This window comes from Paraburkholderia sp. BL21I4N1 (genome assembly GCF_002973525.1).
Lineage (GTDB): Bacteria > Pseudomonadota > Gammaproteobacteria > Burkholderiales > Burkholderiaceae > Paraburkholderia.
Genome location: NZ_PVEN01000011.1, coordinates 183,997 through 203,208 on the forward strand (window position 1 = coordinate 183,997; position 19,212 = coordinate 203,208).

Genomic DNA, 19,212 nt, shown 5'->3' on the forward strand with positions numbered 1-19,212 from the left:
GCAAGGGCCACGGTACGACGAAAGCTTCTACCGCGCCGCAGCGTGAAGAATGTGCATAAGTCAAGTCTTGACTTTCGCAGGACCGCCATCTGACGGCCTGTGGCATGCCTATTTTCCCTTAGAGCGAGAGCCCACTTCGCCGCGTTGCAGCAAAAACGGTAACGATTACAGCATCACGCCGGTGCATGCGCGCCGCTTCGAATCGCCCGACTATGACGATGCACTTCGTCGACCAACTCGGCGACATTTTCCGGCGGCGTGAATTGCGAAATGCCGTGGCCCAGATTGAAGACGTGGCCCGGATGGTTGCCGAAGCTGTCGAGCACGGCACGCGCTTCCATGCGGATCGCCGCCGGCGGCGCGAACAGCACGGACGGGTCGATATTGCCCTGCAGGGCCACCTTGCCACCGACACGCTCGCGCGCTTTGGAAAGATTCACGGTCCAGTCGAGCCCGACCGCGTCCACGCCGATCTCGGCGATCTCGTCCAGCCACAAGCCGCCGCCCTTCGTGAACGTGATTACCGGCACTTTTTCACCGTCGTGCTCGCGCTTCAACTGGCTCACCACCTGCTGGATGTACTGCAGCGAGAAACGCTGGTAGATGCCGTCGGCCAGCGCCCCGCCCCACGTGTCGAAAATCATGACGGCTTGTGCGCCGGCTTCGATCTGCGCGTTCAGGTACGCCGCGACCGAGCGTGCATTGATCTCGAGAATGCGATGCATCAGGTCCGGACGCGCGTACAGCATTGATTTGACGGTGCGGAAGTCGGCCGACCCGCCGCCTTCGACCATGTAGCACGCGAGCGTCCACGGGCTGCCGGAAAAGCCGATCAGCGGCACGCGCTGGCGGCCTTGCGCGTCGGTCAGCGCGGTGCGGATTTCACGCACGGCGTCGGTTACATAGCGCAACGTGGCGTCGATGTCCGGCACCGCCAGACGCGCGACGTCGTCTTCGGTACGCACCGGGCGGGCGAATTTCGGCCCCTCTCCCGTGACAAACTCAAGGCCGAGGCCCATGGCGTCCGGCACCGTGAGGATGTCGGAAAACAGAATCGCGGCGTCCAGCGGATAACGTTCGAGCGGTTGCAGCGTGACTTCCGTTGCGAAGGCCGGGTTCTTCGCGAGCCCGAGGAAACTGCCCGCGCGGCCACGTGTGGCGTTGTATTCCGGCAGATAGCGGCCAGCTTGCCGCATCAGCCAGATCGGCGTGTAGTCGGTCGGCTGGCGCAGTAGCGCGCGCAGGAAAGTGTCGTTCAGGAGTTTATGGGCCACGATGCGTACGACTGAGGGCAAAGGGGTATTTTACCGGACCCGGCTCCCGGCATCGCGCTTGATGCGGGCAATAACTGTTGCGCGACCCGCCGGTGGGCGCACTCGGCGGCGGCCAATGCCCAGGCCGACCTGGCTGAACGGCTAATGTTCAAGCCAGGAGTGCAGGGCTATTATCCAACGGCCTTACCGGACAATTACACGCAAACAAGGAGACTCCATGAACAAAGCAGCACTCGCACTGCTCGGCGCGTTGGCCGGCGTTTTGATGCACACAGGCGTGGCCGTGGCGCAGACCACCACCGCTGCCGCGCCCTCCCGGCTCGACGAAATTCTCGCGCGCGGCACGCTGCGGGCCTGCACGACCGGCGACTACAAGCCGTACTCGTTCTATAAACCGGACGGCCAGTTCGAGGGCATCGACATCGATATGACGGAATCGCTCGCCAAGTCGCTCGGTGTGAAGGTGGAGTACGTCAAAACGTCGTGGTCGAATCTGATGAACGACTTCGTCGCCAAATGCGATATCGGCGTGGGCGGCGTGTCGCCAACGCTCGAACGGCAGAAGCGCGCGTTCTTCACGCAGGCATACATGGTGGACGGCAAAACGCCAATTGTTCGCTGCGACGACGTCAACAAGTATCAAACCGTCGCGCAAATCGACCAGCCGGGCACGCGCGTCATGGTCAATCCGGGCGGCACCAACGAACGGTTCGCGAAACAGTACTTCCCGCACGCGAACCTCACCGTCTATCCGGACAACGTGACGGTCTTCAAGCAAATCCTGGCCGGCAAAGCCGACGTGATGGTGACGGATGCGTCGGAAACCTTGCTGCAGCAAAAACTGAATCCGGGTCTGTGTTCGGTGCATCCTGACAAACCGTTCCAGTACGGCGAAAAAGCCTGGTTGCTGCCGCGTGGCGACGTAACGTTCCAGCAGTACGTCGACCAATGGTTGCACCTCGCGCGCGCAACCGGCGAATATCAGGCAATCTCGGATAAGTGGCTGAAGTAAAGCCGCCTGATTGAGCGAAGCGGGCTGGTCTTCTCGAAGGAAGGTCGCCCGGCTTTTTCGGTTCGCCGTTCCGCAATGCAGCACGCCACCGTTCGTTTTATCTGATTAATTTTTCGACGCGGAAAAGCCCGTGTAACACAGGCGATTTTTGGGAAAAAGGATGAGGATGCAACCATTTCATGCGGAATTGACTAAACGGATTGCGCCGCATCATGCGTCACGAATAGCATCAATCAGGCGTATGAAATTGCGGGCAAGTCATCGGTCATAATTACGTTTAAAACATTTTTATTTGGCAATATGTCCCGCAACGCCTTATCTGGCGGGCGTTACAACCTGAAACACTTTGTTACCGCGCTCGTAGGTTAATTCGCCCACAATGCCCTCAACGGTTTCAACACGGATGTGGCTGGGTGTGTGGTGTGAGCGGATACGATGCACTTGCCGGTCGGCGTATGCCGAAGCCCTGTGAAGGGGCATCCCTGCTGGGGCCGTAGTCGACGCTGGGGCGTCGTCTCAGTGGTTCCTTCTTTGGTCTCCTCGCGCTAACCCCGTAGCGTGTGGTTTTTAGCGGGCTCCAGGCCCGCTTTTTTTTCGCCCGGTCAAACGTTTGCGCGGTGCGGTATTGCGCCGGTTGGAGTCTGTTCGCAGCCCGTTATCGGCTCGGCGGCCTTGCACGGCAAACGGTTTTGACCAATCTCCCGTCCGGAAGCCGCGCCGCAAGATGACTTGCCGGCGCGGCCTTCTGTCGATTGGCCGGCTTCAAGTTAAGCCGTCTTGTTCTCCTTCAGCTTCAGTTCGCTCATCATCCGCTCGCGCATGATGAATTTTTGCACTTTGCCGGTCACCGTCATCGGTAGTTCGTCGACGAAACGAATGTACTTCGGCACCTTGTAGTGCGCGATTTGCCCCTGACAGAACTGCTGGATATCTTCCGCGGTGGCCTGCTCACCGGAACGCAATACCACCCACGCGCAAACCTCCTCGCCGTATTTCGCGTCCGGCACGCCGAACACCTGCACGCTCTGGATCTTCGGGTGACGGAACAGAAACTCCTCGATCTCGCGCGGATAAATGTTCTCGCCGCCACGAATCAACATGTCTTTCAGACGGCCGACGATGTTGCAGTAGCCGTCGGCGTCGAGTGTTGCCAGATCGCCGGTGTGCATCCAACCGTCCTCGATGCTTTCTCGCGTCTTCGCCTCGTCGCCCCAATAGCCTTGCATTACCGAATAGCCGCGCGTACAAAGTTCGCCGGTCTCGCCCACCGGGACGATCTCGCCGAGCGGATCGACGATCTTCACTTCGAGGTGCGGCTGGATACGGCCGACGGTCGTCGTTCGCTTGTCCAACGGATCCGTGGTCGAACTCTGGAACGACACCGGGCTGGTTTCCGTCATGCCGTAGGCTATGGTGACCTCGCTCAGATGCATTCTGGACACGACCTTCTTCATCGTCTCGATCGGACACGGCGAACCGGCCATGATGCCGGTACGCAAGCGCGACAAGTCGTAGGCGGCGAAATCAGGGTGGTCGAGTTCGGCGATGAACATGGTCGGCACTCCATGCAGCGCGGTGCATTTTTCTTCCGCGACGGCGGCCAGCGTCGCCGCCGGGTCGAAGCCTTCGCCCGGGAACACCATGTTGGCGCCGACCGACACGCACGCCAGCACGGCCAGCACCATGCCGAAGCAGTGGTACAGCGGCACCGGAATGCACAGGCCGTCCTGCTCGCTCAGGCGCATTGCCATCGCGATATAGCGCGCATTGTTGACGACGTTCCGGTGCGTCAGCGTGGCGCCTTTCGGGTTACCGGTCGTGCCGCTGGTGAACTGGATATTGATCGGCTCGTCCGCATGCAGCGTCGCGGCTGCCGCGTCGAGTTTGGCGAGGTCGAGCGTCGCACGCCCTTGCTCGACCACCTCTGAAAACGACAACATGCCGGGCGTCTCGGTATCGCACATGCGGATGACAATCCGCAGCCCCGGCAGACGCGCGGCATGCAGGTCGCCGGGCGCGGCGCTCGCCAGTTCGGGCGCGAGCTCCTGCAGCATCTGCAAATACATCGACGACTTGAAGCGCTCCGCCGCAATGATCGCCTTGCAATCCACCTTGTTCAGCGCGTATTCGAGTTCGGCCAGGCGATAGGCGGGATTGATATTCACCAGTACGGCACCGATCCGCGCGGTGGCGAATTGAGTCAGCAGCCATTCGACTCGGTTCGGCGACCAGATTCCGACGCGATCGCCCTTCACAATGCCCAGCGCGGCCAGGCCCGACGCGAGCACGTCGATCTCGTCGGCGAATTCCCGCCATGTCCAGCGGATGCCCTGCTCCCGGAAAACCACGGCCGGCCGGGTTGGAAAGCGCTGCGCGGTATCTCGAAGAAACTGACTCACCGTCGCATCGCTAAGCGGCACCTGCGTCGAGCCGCGCACGTATGAGATGCCGTCGCGGGGCTCGATGAGCGCGCTTTCGTCTGTTACTTGACCAGCCATGGTGAAGTCTCCGAGAGGCAATCGTTGCTCTATTGAAATGAATTTGAAGCCGATTGTGCCATTACCGCCTCGCACGGCGGCATCAAGTCTTACCCGCACCGCCGGCCCGCGGTGGTATCCGGTCATGCTCACTGGCGAATTGTCTTGCGTTGTCGACCGTGGTCATGGCGCGCGCGGTTTGAGTCCCCGGTCGCGGCGAACGCGGCGAAGATGGTGACGCGGAATCCGGCGAAGGCCAACGATCATCGTCGCTGTCCCGTTCGCTAACGGAAACCGAACGATCGCGGTGCGCTAGTCGCTCGCGACCGGGTGGCGCCCCACATCATCGCGGTTGCTTCACGCCGGCTTGTCCGGCAGCGCGATGATCGACGACGCCGTGCACTCGACGCTTCGAAGGAAATTTAAATGAGAGTAGTCAGCAACATCTGTCATCCCGCTGCAGACATGGCGCACACAGAAAGCCGACCGGCTGCGTCGGGGCCAACGCCGGCTTTGAATCAGCGCGACGCGACGAGCGGCGGCGCCCCGCACGAACCGGCACTACACCTTCCGGCCGCCTATGCGATTGAACGCCCCGTCGGCGCACTATCGCCGGTCACGCAGCAACCGAACCTCTATCGCGATGCGGGCGGCGCTCAATACATCCATCACGATTCCGCGTGGTATCCGGTGCGCCATGACGCCGACAACGGTACCTTGCGCGTCTGGCAGCCCGACAAACCCTATAAACCCCAATACCCGATCCGGCGTGATACCGACGGCAACTTCACGCTGCATAACAACGTGGGACTCAAGGGCGGCGGTCTTTTCGACGACGCACCGACCAGCTCGTCGCGTTACGGCGAGGCGGACCGCAACGCCAATCGCCAGGCGCTCGGCACCCAACTCGGCGTGATCCGAAGTGTCAGCGAGCCGGGAAGCTATGCGAACAGCGTCAATCTCGTGAACAATGGACTCTCACGATTGCGGGTCGGTCTATCCGATCAAGCCCTCGACCGGATATCCACCAATCTCCATCGCGTTCAAAACGGCAAGATGACGAATGCCGAAGCGTCGTCGTCGGAATATCGGACCTTCATGAACGACGTTCACGACTCGGCGCTTTCGCAAAGCGATCGGAACTGGTCGCGCTTCGGCGCGTATCTGAATCGTTACGCGGGCGTGCCGTATCACGCCGAGACGGATATCGCCAACATGTATTTGAATCGAAATCAGGATCAACTGACGCGCCTGAACATGCAGGCATTCGTTCAGAACGATCCTAAAGCCTGACGCGCCTCACCGATCAGCAAGCAGACGTAAAAAAGGGCTCCTATCAGGAGCCCTTTTTCATTCTTACCGTTCCGCTCAAAGTAGCGACACGCGTCGCTACCTTGGGAAAACGCTTAACCGCTTTTAGTTCTGACCGCGCAGCTTGCGCAGGCGCTGGATTGCAGCGAGCTGTGCCGTCGCGTAAGCCAGTTCCGCTTGCGCGGTGGCGTACTCGAGGTTCGAACCCGTGTTCTGCAGCGCTTCTTCCGCGCGCTTGCGTGCATCTTCGGCCTTGGCTTCGTCGAGATCCTTGCCACGAATCGCGGTGTCGGCGAGAACCGTCACAGCGCCCGGCTGGATTTCGAGGATGCCGCCGGCGACGAACACAAATTCTTCTTCGCCGTTTTCAGCTTCAATGCGCACCGCACCCGGACGAATCCGCGTGATGAGCGGCGTGTGGCCCGGCAGAATGCCGAGTTCACCTGCTTCGCCCGGCAGCGCGACGAACTTCGCCTGGCCCGAGAAGATCTGCTCTTCCGCGCTGACGACGTCTACTTTAATAGTTGCCATAAGTGTCGACTCCTGTCGACGGAAGTGGGCGCTTTAACGCTTGCTCCCGTCTCATGCAAGGCTGGGTTGAACGTAGTAAGAGGCGCCGGTTTTGCGTTCCGCTACCGTTCGGTAGCGATACGCGCGAGGCCGGCGCCCGCTTCGTTACACCCGACCTTTACTGGATCTTCTTGGCCTTTTCGAAGGCTTCGTCGATCGTGCCGACCATGTAGAACGCTTGTTCCGGCAGGTGGTCGCACTCGCCTTCAACGATCATCTTGAAGCCACGGATCGTTTCCTTCAGCGGCACGTACTTGCCCGGCGAGCCCGTGAACACTTCAGCGACGTGGAACGGCTGCGACAGGAAACGCTGGATCTTACGAGCGCGCGCAACGGCGAGCTTGTCTTCCGGCGCGAGTTCGTCCATGCCCAGAATCGCGATAATGTCGCGCAATTCCTTGTAGCGCTGCAGCGTTTGCTGCACGCCACGCGTAATCGCGTAGTGCTCTTCGCCGATCACGTTCGGGTCGATCTGACGCGAGGTCGAATCGAGCGGGTCGACCGCCGGGTAAATACCCAGCGAAGCGATGTCACGCGACAACACGACGGTTGCGTCCAAGTGGCCGAAAGTCGTAGCCGGCGACGGGTCGGTCAAGTCATCCGCAGGGACGTACACGGCCTGAACCGACGTGATCGAGCCGGTCTTGGTCGACGTAATACGCTCTTGCAGCTTACCCATTTCTTCAGCCAACGTAGGCTGATAGCCCACTGCCGACGGCATACGGCCGAGCAGTGCCGACACTTCCGTGCCTGCCAGCGTGAAACGGTAGATGTTGTCGACGAAGAACAGCACATCGAGACCTTCGTCACGGAAGTGCTCAGCCATCGTCAGACCAGTCAGCGCAACGCGCAGACGGTTGCCCGGCGGCTCGTTCATCTGGCCGTACACCAGCGCGACCTTGTCGAGAACGTTCGAGTCCTTCATTTCGTGATAGAAGTCGTTCCCTTCGCGGGTACGCTCGCCAACACCGGCGAACACGGAGTAACCACCGTGTTCCTTAGCGATGTTGTTGATCAGTTCCATCATGTTCACGGTCTTGCCCACACCGGCGCCACCGAACAGACCCACCTTGCCGCCCTTAGCGAACGGGCAGATCAGGTCGATAACCTTGATGCCGGTTTCGAGCAGTTCGGTCGACGGCGACAGTTCGTCGAACGCCGGAGCCTTCTGGTGAATACCGCGAACCACGTCCGAGTTGATCGGGCCGGCTTCGTCGATCGGGCGACCCAGCACGTCCATGATCCGGCCCAGAGTCGGCTTGCCGACCGGCACGCTGATCGGATTGCCCGTGTTCTTCACGACCGTTCCGCGACGCAGGCCGTCCGATGCACCCAGACAGATGGTACGGACAACGCCGTCGCCCAGTTGTTGCTGGACTTCGAGGGTCAGTTCCGAACCTTCGAGAATGAGCGCGTCGTAAATCTTCGGCATGTCCGAACGCGGAAATTCCACGTCGATCACCGCGCCGATGCACTGTACGATCTTGCCTTCTACCAAAGCAGTAGTACTCATCGCTTTTCCTTTAGATACTCAATTCTTCACTCGCGCAAAGGCGCAGTTTCGGTGGGCGCGCCATACCGGCGCACACGAAGCGGTGTGCTTGACCGTCACGGTCAGACAGCCGCCGCGCCACCGACGATTTCCGACAGTTCTTTCGTGATCGCGGCCTGACGGCTCTTGTTGTACACGAGCTGCAGTTCGTTGATGACCGTCTTCGCATTGTCCGAAGCGGCCTTCATCGCGACCATGCGTGCCGACTGCTCCGATGCCATGTTTTCCGCGACGGCCTGATAGACCAGCGCTTCGACATAACGCACCAGCAGTTCGTCCACCACTGCCTGCGCATCCGGCTCGTAGATGTAGTCCCACTGCGTGCTCGGCGTCGTGCCGTCTTCTTCCTTGCGCTCGAACTGTTCTGCCGACAGCGGCAGCAGTTGCTCGATCACCGGCTCCTGCTTCATCGTGTTGACGAAGCGCGTGTACGCGAGGTACACCGCCGAAACCTTGCCTTCCGAGTACAGGTCGAGCTGCACCTTCACCGCGCCGATCAGCTTTTCCAGATGCGGCGTATCGCCCAGATGCACGACGTTCGACACCACCTTGGCGCGCAAACGGTTCAGGAAACCCAGACCTTTGGTGCCGATCGCAGTGGCTTCGATCGTCTTGCCCTGGCCTTCCAGTTCCTTGAACTTCTGCAGCGACGCACGCAACACGTTGGTGTTCATGCCGCCGCACAGACCCTTGTCGGTCGTCACGAGGATGATGCCGGCCGCCTTCGCGCCTTCGTTCGACACCATGAACGGGTGACGATACTCCGGGTTCGCACGGCTCATGTGTGCAGCGATATCGCGGACCTTGTCGGCATACGGGCGAGCAGCGCGCATGCGCTCCTGAGCGCGGCGCATCTTCGATGCGGCCACCATCTCCATCGCTTTCGTGATCTTGCGCGTGTTTTGCACGCTCTTGATCTTGCCGCGAATTTCCTTCATTCCAGCCATTGCTTGCTCCTTGTCGGCCCGAGAGAGCGCTTTAGCGCTTACCCGGGTCCCATCGAAGTAGCGCGGGAGCATTCTCATGCGGCCCGCGCCGCTTCAAGGTCCGTTTATGCCTTGCGGATCACTCGCGGATCAATAAGCGCCGGACTTCTTGAAGTCTTTGAGGGCCGTGTGCAGCAGGCCTTCGTCGTCCTTCGAGAGTTCCTTGGTATCTTCGATGCGCTTGACCAGGTCAGCGTGGCTCGCCTTCAGATATTCGCGCAGGCCCTTTTCGAACGGCAGGACTTGCGAAACTTCCAGATCGTCGAGGTAACCGTTGTTCGCGGCGAACAGCGAGATAGCCAGTTCCCACACTTGCAGCGGTTGATACTGGGGCTGCTTCAGCAGTTCCGTCACGCGGCGGCCGCGCTCCAGTTGCTTGCGGGTCGCTTCGTCGAGGTCCGAGGCAAACTGCGCGAACGCAGCCAGTTCACGGTACTGCGCGAGGTCGGTACGGATACCGCCCGACAGCTTCTTCACGACCTTGGTCTGAGCCGCACCGCCAACGCGCGACACCGACACGCCGGCGTTAATTGCCGGGCGGATACCTGCGTTGAAGAGGTCGGTTTCCAGGAAGATCTGGCCGTCGGTAATCGAGATCACGTTCGTCGGAACGAATGCGGTCACGTCGCCGGCTTGCGTTTCAATGACCGGCAGTGCCGTCAGCGAACCGCTCTTGCCCTTCACTTCGCCGTTCGTGAACTTCTCGACGTACTCTTCCGAGACGCGAGCCGCACGTTCCAGCAAACGCGAGTGCAGATAGAACACGTCACCCGGGTAAGCTTCACGGCCCGGCGGGCGGCGCAGCAGCAGCGAGATCTGACGGTATGCCCAGGCTTGCTTGGTCAAATCGTCATAAACGATCAGCGCGTCTTGACCGCGGTCGCGGAAGTATTCGCCCATCGTGCAGCCGGCGTACGGTGCGAGGTATTGCATGGCGGCCGATTCCGAAGCCGAAGCGGCCACGACGATCGTGTATTCCAGCGCGCCGGTTTCTTCCAGCTTGCGAACCACGTTCATGATCGACGAAGCCTTCTGGCCGATCGCGACGTAGATACAGAAGAGGTTCTTGCCCTTCTGGTTGATGATGGCGTCAACAGCGACTGCGGTCTTGCCGCACTGGCGGTCGCCGATGATCAGCTCACGCTGGCCACGGCCAACCGGCACCATCGCGTCGATCGACTTCAGACCGGTTTGGACCGGCTCCGAAACCGACTTACGCCAGATCACGCCCGGCGCAATCTTTTCGATAGCGTCGGTCTTCTTCGCGTTGATCGGGCCTTTGCCGTCGATCGGGTTGCCGAGTGCGTCGACCACGCGGCCGAGCAGTTCCGGACCCACCGGCACTTCGAGAATACGACCCGTCGTCTTGACGATGTCGCCTTCCGAAATGTGTTCGTACTCACCCAGAATCACGGCGCCGACCGAGTCGCGCTCGAGGTTCAGTGCGAGACCGAAGGTGTTGCCCGGGAATTCGAGCATTTCGCCCTGCATCACTTCCGACAGGCCGTGAATACGCACGATACCGTCGGTCACGGAGATCACGGTGCCCTGGTTGCGAACGTCTGCGCTCGCGTCAAGGCCCTGGATCCGGCTCTTGATCAGCTCGCTGATCTCAGAGGGATTGAGTTGCATTATTCGCTCCTGATAGTCAATTCTGTTGCGTGCCAGCCGCTTCAGCGCGTTACGCGCTTCAGGCCGTCAGAGCCGTCTGCATGCTGGCAAGCCGCGCGCGGACCGAGGTATCGAGCACTTCGTCGCCAACCGTCACGCGCACACCGCCGATCAACGACGAGTCGACTTCGACCGTCGGCTTCAGCTTGCGATGGAACTTGCGTTCGAGACTTGCGACGAGGTCGTTCAACTGCGCGCCTTCGAGCGGGAATGCGCTGACGATCAGCACATCGGCCGCCCCTTCGCGGGCGTTCTTCAACTCTTCGAACTGCGTGGCGATTTCCGGCAGCAATTGCAGGCGATGGTTATCGACCAGCATTTGCACCAGATTCTTCGCTTGCGCATTGTCCTTGAGCGGCGACTTGACCGCGGCCAGCAGCAGTTCGCTGACCTGGGCGCGGCTTACTTTCGGGCTCGAGGCGATCGACAGCACTTCGGGCAGACGCGCAACCTGTGCCAGCTCCTGCACGAGCGTGGACCAGGCGGCGATGTCACCAGCTTCGGCCACGCCAAACAGCGCTTCTGCGTACGGACGGGCGATGGTTGCAAGTTCGGCCATGATCAGAGCTCGGCTTTCAGTTGATTCAGCAGGTCAGCGTGAGCTGCCTGGTCGACTTCGCGCTTCAGGATCTGTTCAGCGCCCTTCACAGCGAGTGCAGCGACTTCGCCGCGCAGCGTTTCGCGCGCCTTCACGACTTGCTGGTCCGCGTCGGCCTTCGCTTGCGCGATGATACGAGCGGCTTCAGCGTGTGCTTGAGCCTTGATTTCGTCGGCGACTGTCACAGCGCGCTTTTCTGCGTCGGCGATACGTTGCTGACCGTCGTTGCGTGCCTGAGCGAGTTCCTGGTCGACGCGCTTGTGAGCGGCTTCGAGTTCAGCCTTGCCCTTTTCAGCAGCCGACAAACCGTCAGCAATCTTCTTCGAGCGCTCGTCGAGGGCGTTGATCAACGGCGGCCACACGAACTTCATCGTGAACCACGCGAGGATCAGGAACACGACCATTTGCGCAAACAGGGTTGCGTTGAGATTCACGGTGTTTCCTTAAACGTTGCTAGTTCGGAAAGTGAAACGGCAAGGCGCTCATCGATTCTGTATTCGATCAGCGCCCAAGTGCCCGTTCCGCCCTGCGCCCTCACTAGTTATAGCTCAGGCGCAAACTTCCGAGGAACCTCAGCCTGCCAGCTTCGACAGCAGCGGGTTCGCGAACGCGAACAGCATTGCCACACCAACGCCAATCAGAAACGCCGCATCGATCAGACCAGCCAGCAGGAACATCTTGGTTTGCAGCGGGTTCATCAATTCCGGCTGACGTGCACATGCTTCGATGTACTTGCCACCCATCAGGCCGATACCGATACAGGCGCCGATTGCACCCAGGCCGATGATGATGCCGATACCGATGGCGGTCAGACCCTGGATGTTGGCGATGAAAGCTTGCATGATCACTCCTTTGTGAAAAGTCTTTTAGAACTGGTTGGAACTGGGATTTAAAAACTAAAGCTAAAACCAAAAACTATTCGCGACGCGCAGCCGCTACTAGTGGGTATCGTGAGCCTGGCCGATGTACACCAGCGTCAGCATCATGAAAATGAACGCTTGCAGCAGAACGATCAAAATGTGGAAGATCGCCCAGACCGTGCCTGCGATCACATGGCCGATAAAGCCAAGCACCGTCACGTCCGCGCCGAAACCCCACATGCTGCCGAGCAGGGCAATCAGCAGGAACAACAGTTCGCCCGCATACATGTTGCCGAACAGCCGCATGCCGAGCGAGACCGTCTTGGCGACGAACTCGATGATGTTCAATGCAAGGTTCGGGATCCACAGCAGCGGATGCGCACCGAACGGAGCGGACAGCAGTTCATGCACGAAGCCGCCGGCGCCCTTGATCTTGAAGTTGTAGTAAATCATCAGCGCGAACACACCGAGGGCGATGCCGAGCGTGCCGTTCAGGTCGGCGGTCGGCACGATACGGTGGTGCGGGATGACTTCGGACAGACCCAGCAGGCCGATCACCTTGCCCGGCAGGTCCACGGGGATAAAGTCGAGCGAATTCATCAGCGCAACCCAGACGAACACGGTCAGGGCCAACGGTGCGATGAAGGTGCGCGAGCCGTGGATCATCGACTTCGATTGATCCTCGACCATTTCGACCAGCATTTCGATTGCGCACTGGAAACGACCCGGCACGCCGGACGTTGCCTTGCGGGCAGCGAGATGCAGAATGAAGATGGTGGCCAGACCGCAAACGATCGACCAGAAAAGGGTGTCCAGATTCCACACGTGAATGTCGAAAATCGACGTCTGATGCGCGGTGGAAAAGTTCTGCAAGTGGTGCGCGATGTACTCGGACGGATCCATTGCGCGCGTGCCTTCGCTAGCTGCCATATCGTTAAAGCCACCCAAATTGTCGAAAATCGTCTTAGACCGTTCTCGCAGCAATGCTGTATTGCGGGAACACGCCGGGTGCGGATCGTGTCATATCCGCACTCCTGATGCCGGCGCTGCGCGCCAGCCTGAATTTTGTACTGCTTTTGTTCCAGCGACCTTAGCGCCAGGCTAAGGCGATCCAGTACGTCTTGAGCGCGACGAGGTAGGTCACGAGCAGCGGAACCCAGCTTACGTCGTGATACCAGAAGGCGATGACTACAAACATCGCGATCGTTGTCCCCATCTTGAGCGCTTCGCCAATCATCCAGCTCATGGCTGTTGTGGCGCCGCTCAGCGTTCTAAGTCGTGCCGCGAACAACGCGCTCGGCACCCAGCAGATCGCTCCCCCCAGGAACGCGGACAGCGCAGCATCGCCCGGAGGCTTGTAGAACAGCCACCATAAGAGCGTTGCACCCAGGGACAAAACCATTTGCGCCGCCACGACCTTGAAAGGCGTAACGCGCGATGGACGACTCACATTCGGACCAAACAGCTTTTCAGCTTCGGTCCGCGTGAGCGGAACGATATTGTTATCTTGCTGCTCGACATCCCACGCTTCGTCAGAAGGGACTCGCTGACCGGTGGACGCAACGGAAGCGATGCGTTCAGCGGATTCGTCGTGCCCATTCTTCGGCGCTTGATTCGACGTTTTGACCGCCATCGCAGTGTTCCGAAAGTCTTGTTCCAGCCCGCCAGCTTACGCTGCGCTTACGGGGTTGCCGTGCAATTAAATCCGGGCGATTGTAAGCGATAGTTGCAGGCAATTCAAGACTTTAGGCCGTTCAATAAGCTGCGTGAAACCGGCCCTCACGATACGGGAATGGCTGTCTGGCGGGGCAAAACGCGCCAAATGTAAGGCGGCTGGGGGGTGGCAAAACATGCGCCTTGAATCGCGCCAATTTGCGCTCGCGCAAACGGGCTTTTAACGCTGTAACGGCCGTCTCGAAAATGCAACAAACGCTGATTTTTGCGCGCGTGGGTGGACAGGTAGGGCGACGTTGGGTAAGCAATCGGCTTCGTGAGCTGCGTTAGCTGATAACCATGCGCGGCGATGAGGATTCCAACACGCGGTGCAACGCGATCACATGGAAGTCTCGGCAAAGACGACGCGGTCAATCCGTACACATCTGCAATCCTGATTATCCAACCCTGGATTTAGTTAGGATTCCAGCACGCTTTGACAGGCGACATAGCAATCACCGTTGCATCGCAAGTGCACGCCTGGCCCTACCCCGTCGCTGTTGATAACCCGACACGCGCCAAATAGCTTGCGTACGCGAAATCTCGCCCGATATTCGCGTTGCAAGCCACGACTTCAACTCGCCCGTCAAACAGCCGCAGCGTTACCGCGCAGCCGCACGAGAATACCTTCCAGCGCATCCAGATCGCCGAAGTCGACCAGCACCTGCCCTCGCCCGCGTCGGCCGAGTTTGATCTTCACCGTCGCCGCCAGCAAATCGGACAGCTCTTCCTCGAGCCGCCGCGTGTCGCGACCGCCATCGGGATTCGCGCGCGCCTTCACGGCCGGCGCGGCTTTGGTGGTCGTCGTGACCAATTTTTCTGTCTCACGGACCGACATGCGCTTGTTGACCACCTGATTGGCCAACGTGATCTGCGTCGCGGCGTCCACGGCCAACAGCGCGCGCGCATGGCCCATGTCCAGATCGCCGGCAAGCAGCATGGTCTGTACCGGCGACGCCAGGTTGAGCAGGCGCAGCAAATTCGACACCGCGCTGCGCGAACGACCCACCGACTCCGCCGCCTGCTCGTGCGTGAAATTGAACTCGTCGAGCAGGCGTTGGATGCCCTGCGCCTCTTCCAGCGGATTCAGGTCTTCGCGCTGGATATTCTCGATCAGCGCCATCGCCGCGGCGGCCTGATCCGGCACATCCTTGACGAGCACCGGCACTTCGCTCAGGCCCGCAAGCCGCGCCGCGCGGAAGCGTCGCTCGCCGGCGATGATTTCGTATTTGTCCGCCGAGACGGGGCGCACCAGGATCGGTTGCATCAAACCCTGAGCGCGGATACTCGCCGCCAACTCCTGCAACGCGCCTTCGTCCATGCGCGTGCGCGGCTGATACTTGCCCGCCTGCATCTTGCTAAGCGGCAGCACGTTCGGCGCGCCTTCAATGGTAACGGCCTCGGTGATGTCCGCGCTGCCACCCAGCAGTGCTTCTAGGCCGCGACCCAATCCCTTCTTTCTCGCTACTGCGTTCATCGTGCTTCCTCGATCCGCTTAGGATGCCTGGGGCGCGTCGTTCAACGCGCGCACCCGTTCAATCATTTCCGCGCCGAATTGCACGTACGCCTGCGCGCCGCGCGATGCCCGGTCGAACACCACGCCCGGCAATCCGTAGCTGGGCGCTTCGGCCAGACGCACATTGCGCGGGATCACTGCGTCGAATACCTTGTCGCCGAAATGCTCTTTCAATTGATCGGACACTTGCTGTTGCAGCGTGATGCGCGGGTCGAACATGACGCGCAACAGGCCGATCACTTTCAGATCGCGGTTCAGGTTGGCATGCACCTGCTTGATCGTGTTGACCAGATCGGACAGCCCTTCGAGCGCGAAGTACTCGCATTGCATCGGAATCACGACGCCGTGTGCGGCGCACAGGCCATTAAGCGTCAGCAGCGACAAAGCCGGCGGGCAATCGATCAGCACGAAATCGTATTCGCCTTCGACCGCGGCAAGCGCGTTCTTCAATTGCCGCTCACGGTTCTGGACGCTGACCAGCTCGACTTCAGCGCCGGCGAGTTCGCGATTCGCCGGCAGCACGTCATAGCCCACCGCCTCGGGCCGTACGCGCGCATCGGTCACGGCGACGCCATCCACCAGCACTTCGTAGACCGTATTCGCGCAGGCGGCTTTGTCGATGCCGCTACCCATCGTGGCGTTACCTTGCGGGTCCAGATCGATGAGAAGGACACGCTGTCCCTGCGCTGCCAAGCTCGCGGCCAGATTGACTGTGGTCGTCGTCTTGCCGACGCCGCCTTTCTGGTTCGCAACGCAGAAGATTTTTGCCATCGTTGGTGTGTCCCTTTTGCTGCCTGGATGAAGTAAGTAAAGCGCACTACTGGTACGGGGTGCGGCTAATTGGCTAATCGCCAGTGGCTAGTGGCCACGCCGCGAAGCCTGCGGCTGTCAGCCGGCCGCATCCACCCGAACCTTGATCAGATGCCGCTCGGCATCGAGCGACGGCACATTCAGCCGGATGATCTGTTCCACATGGGCGCCTGCGGGCAAGCGCTCGATCTCGCCGTCCGGGCGCACACCTTTCATCGCCCAGATCGCGCCCTGGTCCGCAACCAGATGACGGGCCAGTGTAACGAAATCCGAGAGCTCTGCGAATGCGCGCGAGACGATAACGTCGAACTTTGCGGGTACTTCGTCGCCCGGCTGCAAAGTCTCGACGCGGCCGGTCACCACCGACAGATTCGCCAAACCCAGTTCGGCCTTGGCCTGCGATTGAAACGCCGTCTTCTTATGAACGATGTCGTTCACAGTGACAGTCCATTCAGGCAGAACGATGGCGAGCACGATACCCGGCAACCCGCCGCCGGAGCCGACGTCGAGCACCGACGACGGACCACGCGGCGCCAGATGCGGCACGATCGAAAGCGAATCGAGAATGTGCTGGATCAGCATCTGTCGCGGATCGCGGATGGCCGTCAGGTTGTAGACGGCATTCCACTTCGACAGCAACGCAACATAGTCGAGCAGCTTGCCAAGCTGGGCGTCGCTCAAATCAAGGCCGAGTTCGCGGACGCCCTCTTCCAGCAACGGCGCCAACGCTTCCCGACCGCTTCCCTTCTGACTTGCCGTCATTGCGTCACCGGCGTGCTGTCGGTGCCGGGTTCGGTGGGTTTCGTCGAACGACGCCCCAAGCCGCGCTTCAGATGAACCATCAGCAAAGAGATCGCCGCCGGCGTAATGCCAGAAATGCGCGACGCTTGACCGATGGTTTCGGGACGGAATTGCGTCAGCTTCTGGCGCGCTTCGAACGACAGTCCTCGCACGTCCGCGTAATCCAATCCTTCCGGCAGGCGGGTGCTTTCGTGGGCTTCATTGCGCTCGATCTCGCCGGCCTGACGGTCGATATAGCCCTGATATTTGATACCAATTTCGATCTGTTCCTTGATCTGAGCGAGCAGCACCTCATCTTCCGCCAGGATTTCCGGCGCAGCGCAGGCACCTGCACGCAGGCCGCAGACGCCGTCGTACGAGACACCCGGGCGACGCAGCAGATCGGCCAGGCTGTACTCATGGTCAATTGGCTTGCCGAGCAGCGCGGTTGCGTCGTCGGCCGATAACGTCTTAGGATTCACCCACGTCGTGCGAAGGCGTTCTGTTTCACGTGAAACAGCATCGCGCTTGCGGCTAAACGCGTCCCAACGGACGTCGTCAACCACGCCAAGCTCGCGGCCCATCTCCGTCAAACGCATATCGGCATTGTCTTCACGCAGGCTCAGACGATACTCGGCGCGGCTCGTGAACATGCGATACGGCTCCGACACGCCGCGCGTGACCAGATCGTCCACCAGCACACCAAGGTAAGCCTGATCGCGACGCGGGCACCATGCTTCCTTGCCTTGAACGAACAGACCTGCGTTGATACCAGCCAACAGGCCTTGCGCCGCAGCCTCCTCATAACCAGTCGTGCCATTGATTTGACCAGCGAAGAACAGACCGTTGATTACCTTCGTTTCCAGCGATGCCTTCAATCCACGCGGATCGAAGTAGTCGTACTCAATCGCATAGCCGGGACGCAAGATGTGCGCATGCTCCAAACCGCGCATCGACCGCACCAACTCCAACTGCACGTCAAACGGCAGGCTTGTCGAAATACCGTTCGGGTAGTACTCGTTGGTCGTCAGGCCTTCCGGCTCCAAGAAAATCTGGTGCGATTCCTTCGACGCAAACCGATGAATCTTGTCCTCGATCGATGGGCAATAACGCGGCCCCACCCCCTCGATCACGCCGGTGTACATCGGCGAACGATCAAGACCGCCGCGGATGATGTCATGCGTCCGTTCATTCGTATGCGTGACCCAGCACGGCACTTGCCGCGGATGCTGCTCGACCCGACCGAGAAACGAGAACACCGGCACCGGATCCAGATCGCCCGGTTGCTCTTCGAGCTTCGAGAAATCGATCGTACGGCCGTCGATACGCGGCGGCGTCCCGGTCTTGAGGCGCCCTTGCGGCAGCTTCAATTCCTTCAGACGCGCGGACAGCGACACCGAAGCCGGATCGCCGGCGCGGCCGCCGGTGTAGTTGTTCAAACCCACGTGAATCTTGCCGTCGAGGAACGTCCCCGCCGTCAGCACGACAGCGCGCGAGCGGAACTGAATCCCCACTTGCGTCACCGCGCCGACCACGCGATCACCCTCCACCATCAGATCGTCAACCGCTTGCTGGAACAGCCACAGATTCGGCTGATTTTCCAACCGATGCCGGATTGCCTGCTTGTACAACAGACGGTCCGCCTGCGCGCGCGTCGCCCGAACGGCCGGTCCTTTCGACGAGTTGAGGATACGGAACTGGATACCGCCCTCGTCCGTCGCGGCCGCCATCGCACCGCCGAGCGCATCGACTTCCTTAACCAGATGGCCTTTGCCAATGCCGCCAATCGACGGATTGCAGCTCATCTGGCCGAGGGTTTCTATGTTGTGGGTCAGCAGGAGCGTGGTGTTACCCATGCGCGCCGAAGCCAATGCGGCTTCGGTACCGGCATGTCCGCCGCCGACGACGATTACGTCAAATTCTGTGGGAAAGAGCATCGCGGATCTCACGCCAGATCGTCGCGTGAGCCTTCAAAGGAAAATGTATGGGCGAATTATAACGGGTTCGGTTTAGGCCCGAATTTCGCCCGAATGACCAGCCCATAAAAAAAGCGGTGTGTTTCACGTGAAACACACCGCTTCA

The 19,212-nt window shown here is 60.2% G+C and carries 17 protein-coding genes; 2 read left to right on the top strand and 15 right to left on the bottom strand.

Annotated elements, in window-relative coordinates; translation table 11 throughout:
* Positions 1-173 precede the first annotated feature (173 nt).
* A complete protein-coding gene (gene hemE / locus B0G83_RS25400; protein WP_105510148.1) occupies positions 174-1,274 on the bottom strand; it encodes a uroporphyrinogen decarboxylase in 1,101 nt (366 codons plus the stop codon).
* Positions 1,275-1,491: 217 nt separating this feature from the next.
* Between hemE and B0G83_RS25405 the strand changes: the two genes are divergently transcribed.
* Entirely contained in the window at positions 1,492-2,286 is a 795-nt protein-coding gene (locus B0G83_RS25405; protein ID WP_105510149.1) for a transporter substrate-binding domain-containing protein, read from the top strand.
* 767 nt (positions 2,287-3,053) lie between these two features.
* On the opposite strand, the gene B0G83_RS25410 is transcribed toward B0G83_RS25405, so the two are convergent.
* Positions 3,054-4,784 (bottom strand): AMP-binding protein, encoded by a 1,731-nt coding sequence (locus B0G83_RS25410; RefSeq protein WP_105510150.1) that lies wholly within the window; start codon positions 4,782-4,784, stop codon positions 3,054-3,056.
* Positions 4,785-5,189: 405 nt separating this feature from the next.
* Here B0G83_RS25410 and B0G83_RS25415 point away from each other — a divergent pair, with 405 nt between their 5' ends.
* Positions 5,190-6,056 (top strand): hypothetical protein, encoded by an 867-nt coding sequence (locus tag B0G83_RS25415; protein ID WP_146120290.1) that lies wholly within the window; start codon positions 5,190-5,192, stop codon positions 6,054-6,056.
* Between the two features lie 123 nt (positions 6,057-6,179).
* On the opposite strand, the gene B0G83_RS25420 is transcribed toward B0G83_RS25415, so the two are convergent.
* The 13 genes from B0G83_RS25420 to mnmG form a co-directional block, all read right to left on the bottom strand.
* Positions 6,180-6,605 carry a F0F1 ATP synthase subunit epsilon gene (locus tag B0G83_RS25420; RefSeq protein ID WP_012434800.1) on the bottom strand — a complete coding sequence of 142 codons (426 nt, stop codon included), beginning with the start codon at positions 6,603-6,605 and terminating at the stop codon, positions 6,180-6,182.
* 157 nt (positions 6,606-6,762) lie between these two features.
* Complete coding sequence (gene atpD / locus B0G83_RS25425) at positions 6,763-8,157, bottom strand: F0F1 ATP synthase subunit beta (protein WP_105510152.1); 1,395 nt, start codon at positions 8,155-8,157, stop codon at positions 6,763-6,765.
* A 101-nt stretch (positions 8,158-8,258) separates the two neighbouring features.
* A complete protein-coding gene (gene atpG / locus B0G83_RS25430; protein WP_105510153.1) occupies positions 8,259-9,143 on the bottom strand; it encodes a F0F1 ATP synthase subunit gamma in 885 nt (294 codons plus the stop codon).
* Between the two features lie 129 nt (positions 9,144-9,272).
* Complete coding sequence (gene atpA, locus B0G83_RS25435) at positions 9,273-10,814, bottom strand: F0F1 ATP synthase subunit alpha (RefSeq protein ID WP_105510154.1); 1,542 nt, start codon at positions 10,812-10,814, stop codon at positions 9,273-9,275.
* A gap of 58 nt (positions 10,815-10,872) precedes the next feature.
* Entirely contained in the window at positions 10,873-11,412 is a 540-nt protein-coding gene (locus B0G83_RS25440; RefSeq protein WP_105510155.1) for a F0F1 ATP synthase subunit delta, read from the bottom strand.
* 2 nt (positions 11,413-11,414) lie between these two features.
* Positions 11,415-11,885 (bottom strand): F0F1 ATP synthase subunit B, encoded by a 471-nt coding sequence (locus B0G83_RS25445; protein WP_105510156.1) that lies wholly within the window; start codon positions 11,883-11,885, stop codon positions 11,415-11,417.
* 138 nt (positions 11,886-12,023) lie between these two features.
* Positions 12,024-12,293, bottom strand: coding sequence for a F0F1 ATP synthase subunit C (gene atpE / locus B0G83_RS25450; protein ID WP_007180033.1), 270 nt, complete (start codon positions 12,291-12,293; stop codon positions 12,024-12,026).
* A 96-nt stretch (positions 12,294-12,389) separates the two neighbouring features.
* Positions 12,390-13,241, bottom strand: coding sequence for a F0F1 ATP synthase subunit A (gene atpB / locus B0G83_RS25455; RefSeq protein ID WP_105510157.1), 852 nt, complete (start codon positions 13,239-13,241; stop codon positions 12,390-12,392).
* A gap of 160 nt (positions 13,242-13,401) precedes the next feature.
* Positions 13,402-13,944, bottom strand: coding sequence for an ATP synthase subunit I (locus B0G83_RS25460; RefSeq protein ID WP_105510158.1), 543 nt, complete (start codon positions 13,942-13,944; stop codon positions 13,402-13,404).
* 666 nt (positions 13,945-14,610) lie between these two features.
* The gene (locus B0G83_RS25465; RefSeq protein WP_105510159.1) at positions 14,611-15,501 is read right to left on the bottom strand and encodes a ParB/RepB/Spo0J family partition protein; all 891 of its coding nucleotides are present in this window, start codon (positions 15,499-15,501) and stop codon (positions 14,611-14,613) included.
* Positions 15,502-15,519: 18 nt separating this feature from the next.
* The gene (locus B0G83_RS25470) at positions 15,520-16,311 is read right to left on the bottom strand and encodes a ParA family protein (protein ID WP_105510160.1); all 792 of its coding nucleotides are present in this window, start codon (positions 16,309-16,311) and stop codon (positions 15,520-15,522) included.
* A 117-nt stretch (positions 16,312-16,428) separates the two neighbouring features.
* Entirely contained in the window at positions 16,429-17,112 is a 684-nt protein-coding gene (gene rsmG / locus B0G83_RS25475) for a 16S rRNA (guanine(527)-N(7))-methyltransferase RsmG (protein ID WP_105510161.1), read from the bottom strand.
* On the bottom strand, positions 17,109-19,067 hold the full coding sequence (gene mnmG / locus B0G83_RS25480; protein ID WP_105510162.1) for a tRNA uridine-5-carboxymethylaminomethyl(34) synthesis enzyme MnmG: 1,959 nt from the start codon (positions 19,065-19,067) through the stop codon (positions 17,109-17,111). The genes rsmG and mnmG overlap by 4 nt, the downstream gene beginning before the upstream one ends.
* Positions 19,068-19,212: the final 145 nt, after the last annotated feature.

Coding starts and splice junctions, on each gene's coding strand:
- B0G83_RS25420 (WP_012434800.1), bottom strand. CDS start 6,605: ATGGCAACTATTAAAGTAGACGTCGTCAGCGCGGAAGAGCAGATCTTC.
- atpB (WP_105510157.1), bottom strand. CDS start 13,241: ATGGCAGCTAGCGAAGGCACGCGCGCAATGGATCCGTCCGAGTACATC.
- mnmG (WP_105510162.1), bottom strand. CDS start 19,067: ATGCTCTTTCCCACAGAATTTGACGTAATCGTCGTCGGCGGCGGACAT.
- B0G83_RS25415 (WP_146120290.1), top strand. CDS start 5,190: ATGAGAGTAGTCAGCAACATCTGTCATCCCGCTGCAGACATGGCGCAC.
- atpA (WP_105510154.1), bottom strand. CDS start 10,814: ATGCAACTCAATCCCTCTGAGATCAGCGAGCTGATCAAGAGCCGGATC.
- B0G83_RS25440 (WP_105510155.1), bottom strand. CDS start 11,412: ATGGCCGAACTTGCAACCATCGCCCGTCCGTACGCAGAAGCGCTGTTT.
- atpG (WP_105510153.1), bottom strand. CDS start 9,143: ATGGCTGGAATGAAGGAAATTCGCGGCAAGATCAAGAGCGTGCAAAAC.
- B0G83_RS25465 (WP_105510159.1), bottom strand. CDS start 15,501: ATGAACGCAGTAGCGAGAAAGAAGGGATTGGGTCGCGGCCTAGAAGCA.
- B0G83_RS25470 (WP_105510160.1), bottom strand. CDS start 16,311: ATGGCAAAAATCTTCTGCGTTGCGAACCAGAAAGGCGGCGTCGGCAAG.
- atpD (WP_105510152.1), bottom strand. CDS start 8,157: ATGAGTACTACTGCTTTGGTAGAAGGCAAGATCGTACAGTGCATCGGC.
- rsmG (WP_105510161.1), bottom strand. CDS start 17,112: ATGACGGCAAGTCAGAAGGGAAGCGGTCGGGAAGCGTTGGCGCCGTTG.
- B0G83_RS25460 (WP_105510158.1), bottom strand. CDS start 13,944: ATGGCGGTCAAAACGTCGAATCAAGCGCCGAAGAATGGGCACGACGAA.
- B0G83_RS25405 (WP_105510149.1), top strand. CDS start 1,492: ATGAACAAAGCAGCACTCGCACTGCTCGGCGCGTTGGCCGGCGTTTTG.
- atpE (WP_007180033.1), bottom strand. CDS start 12,293: ATGCAAGCTTTCATCGCCAACATCCAGGGTCTGACCGCCATCGGTATC.
- B0G83_RS25410 (WP_105510150.1), bottom strand. CDS start 4,784: ATGGCTGGTCAAGTAACAGACGAAAGCGCGCTCATCGAGCCCCGCGAC.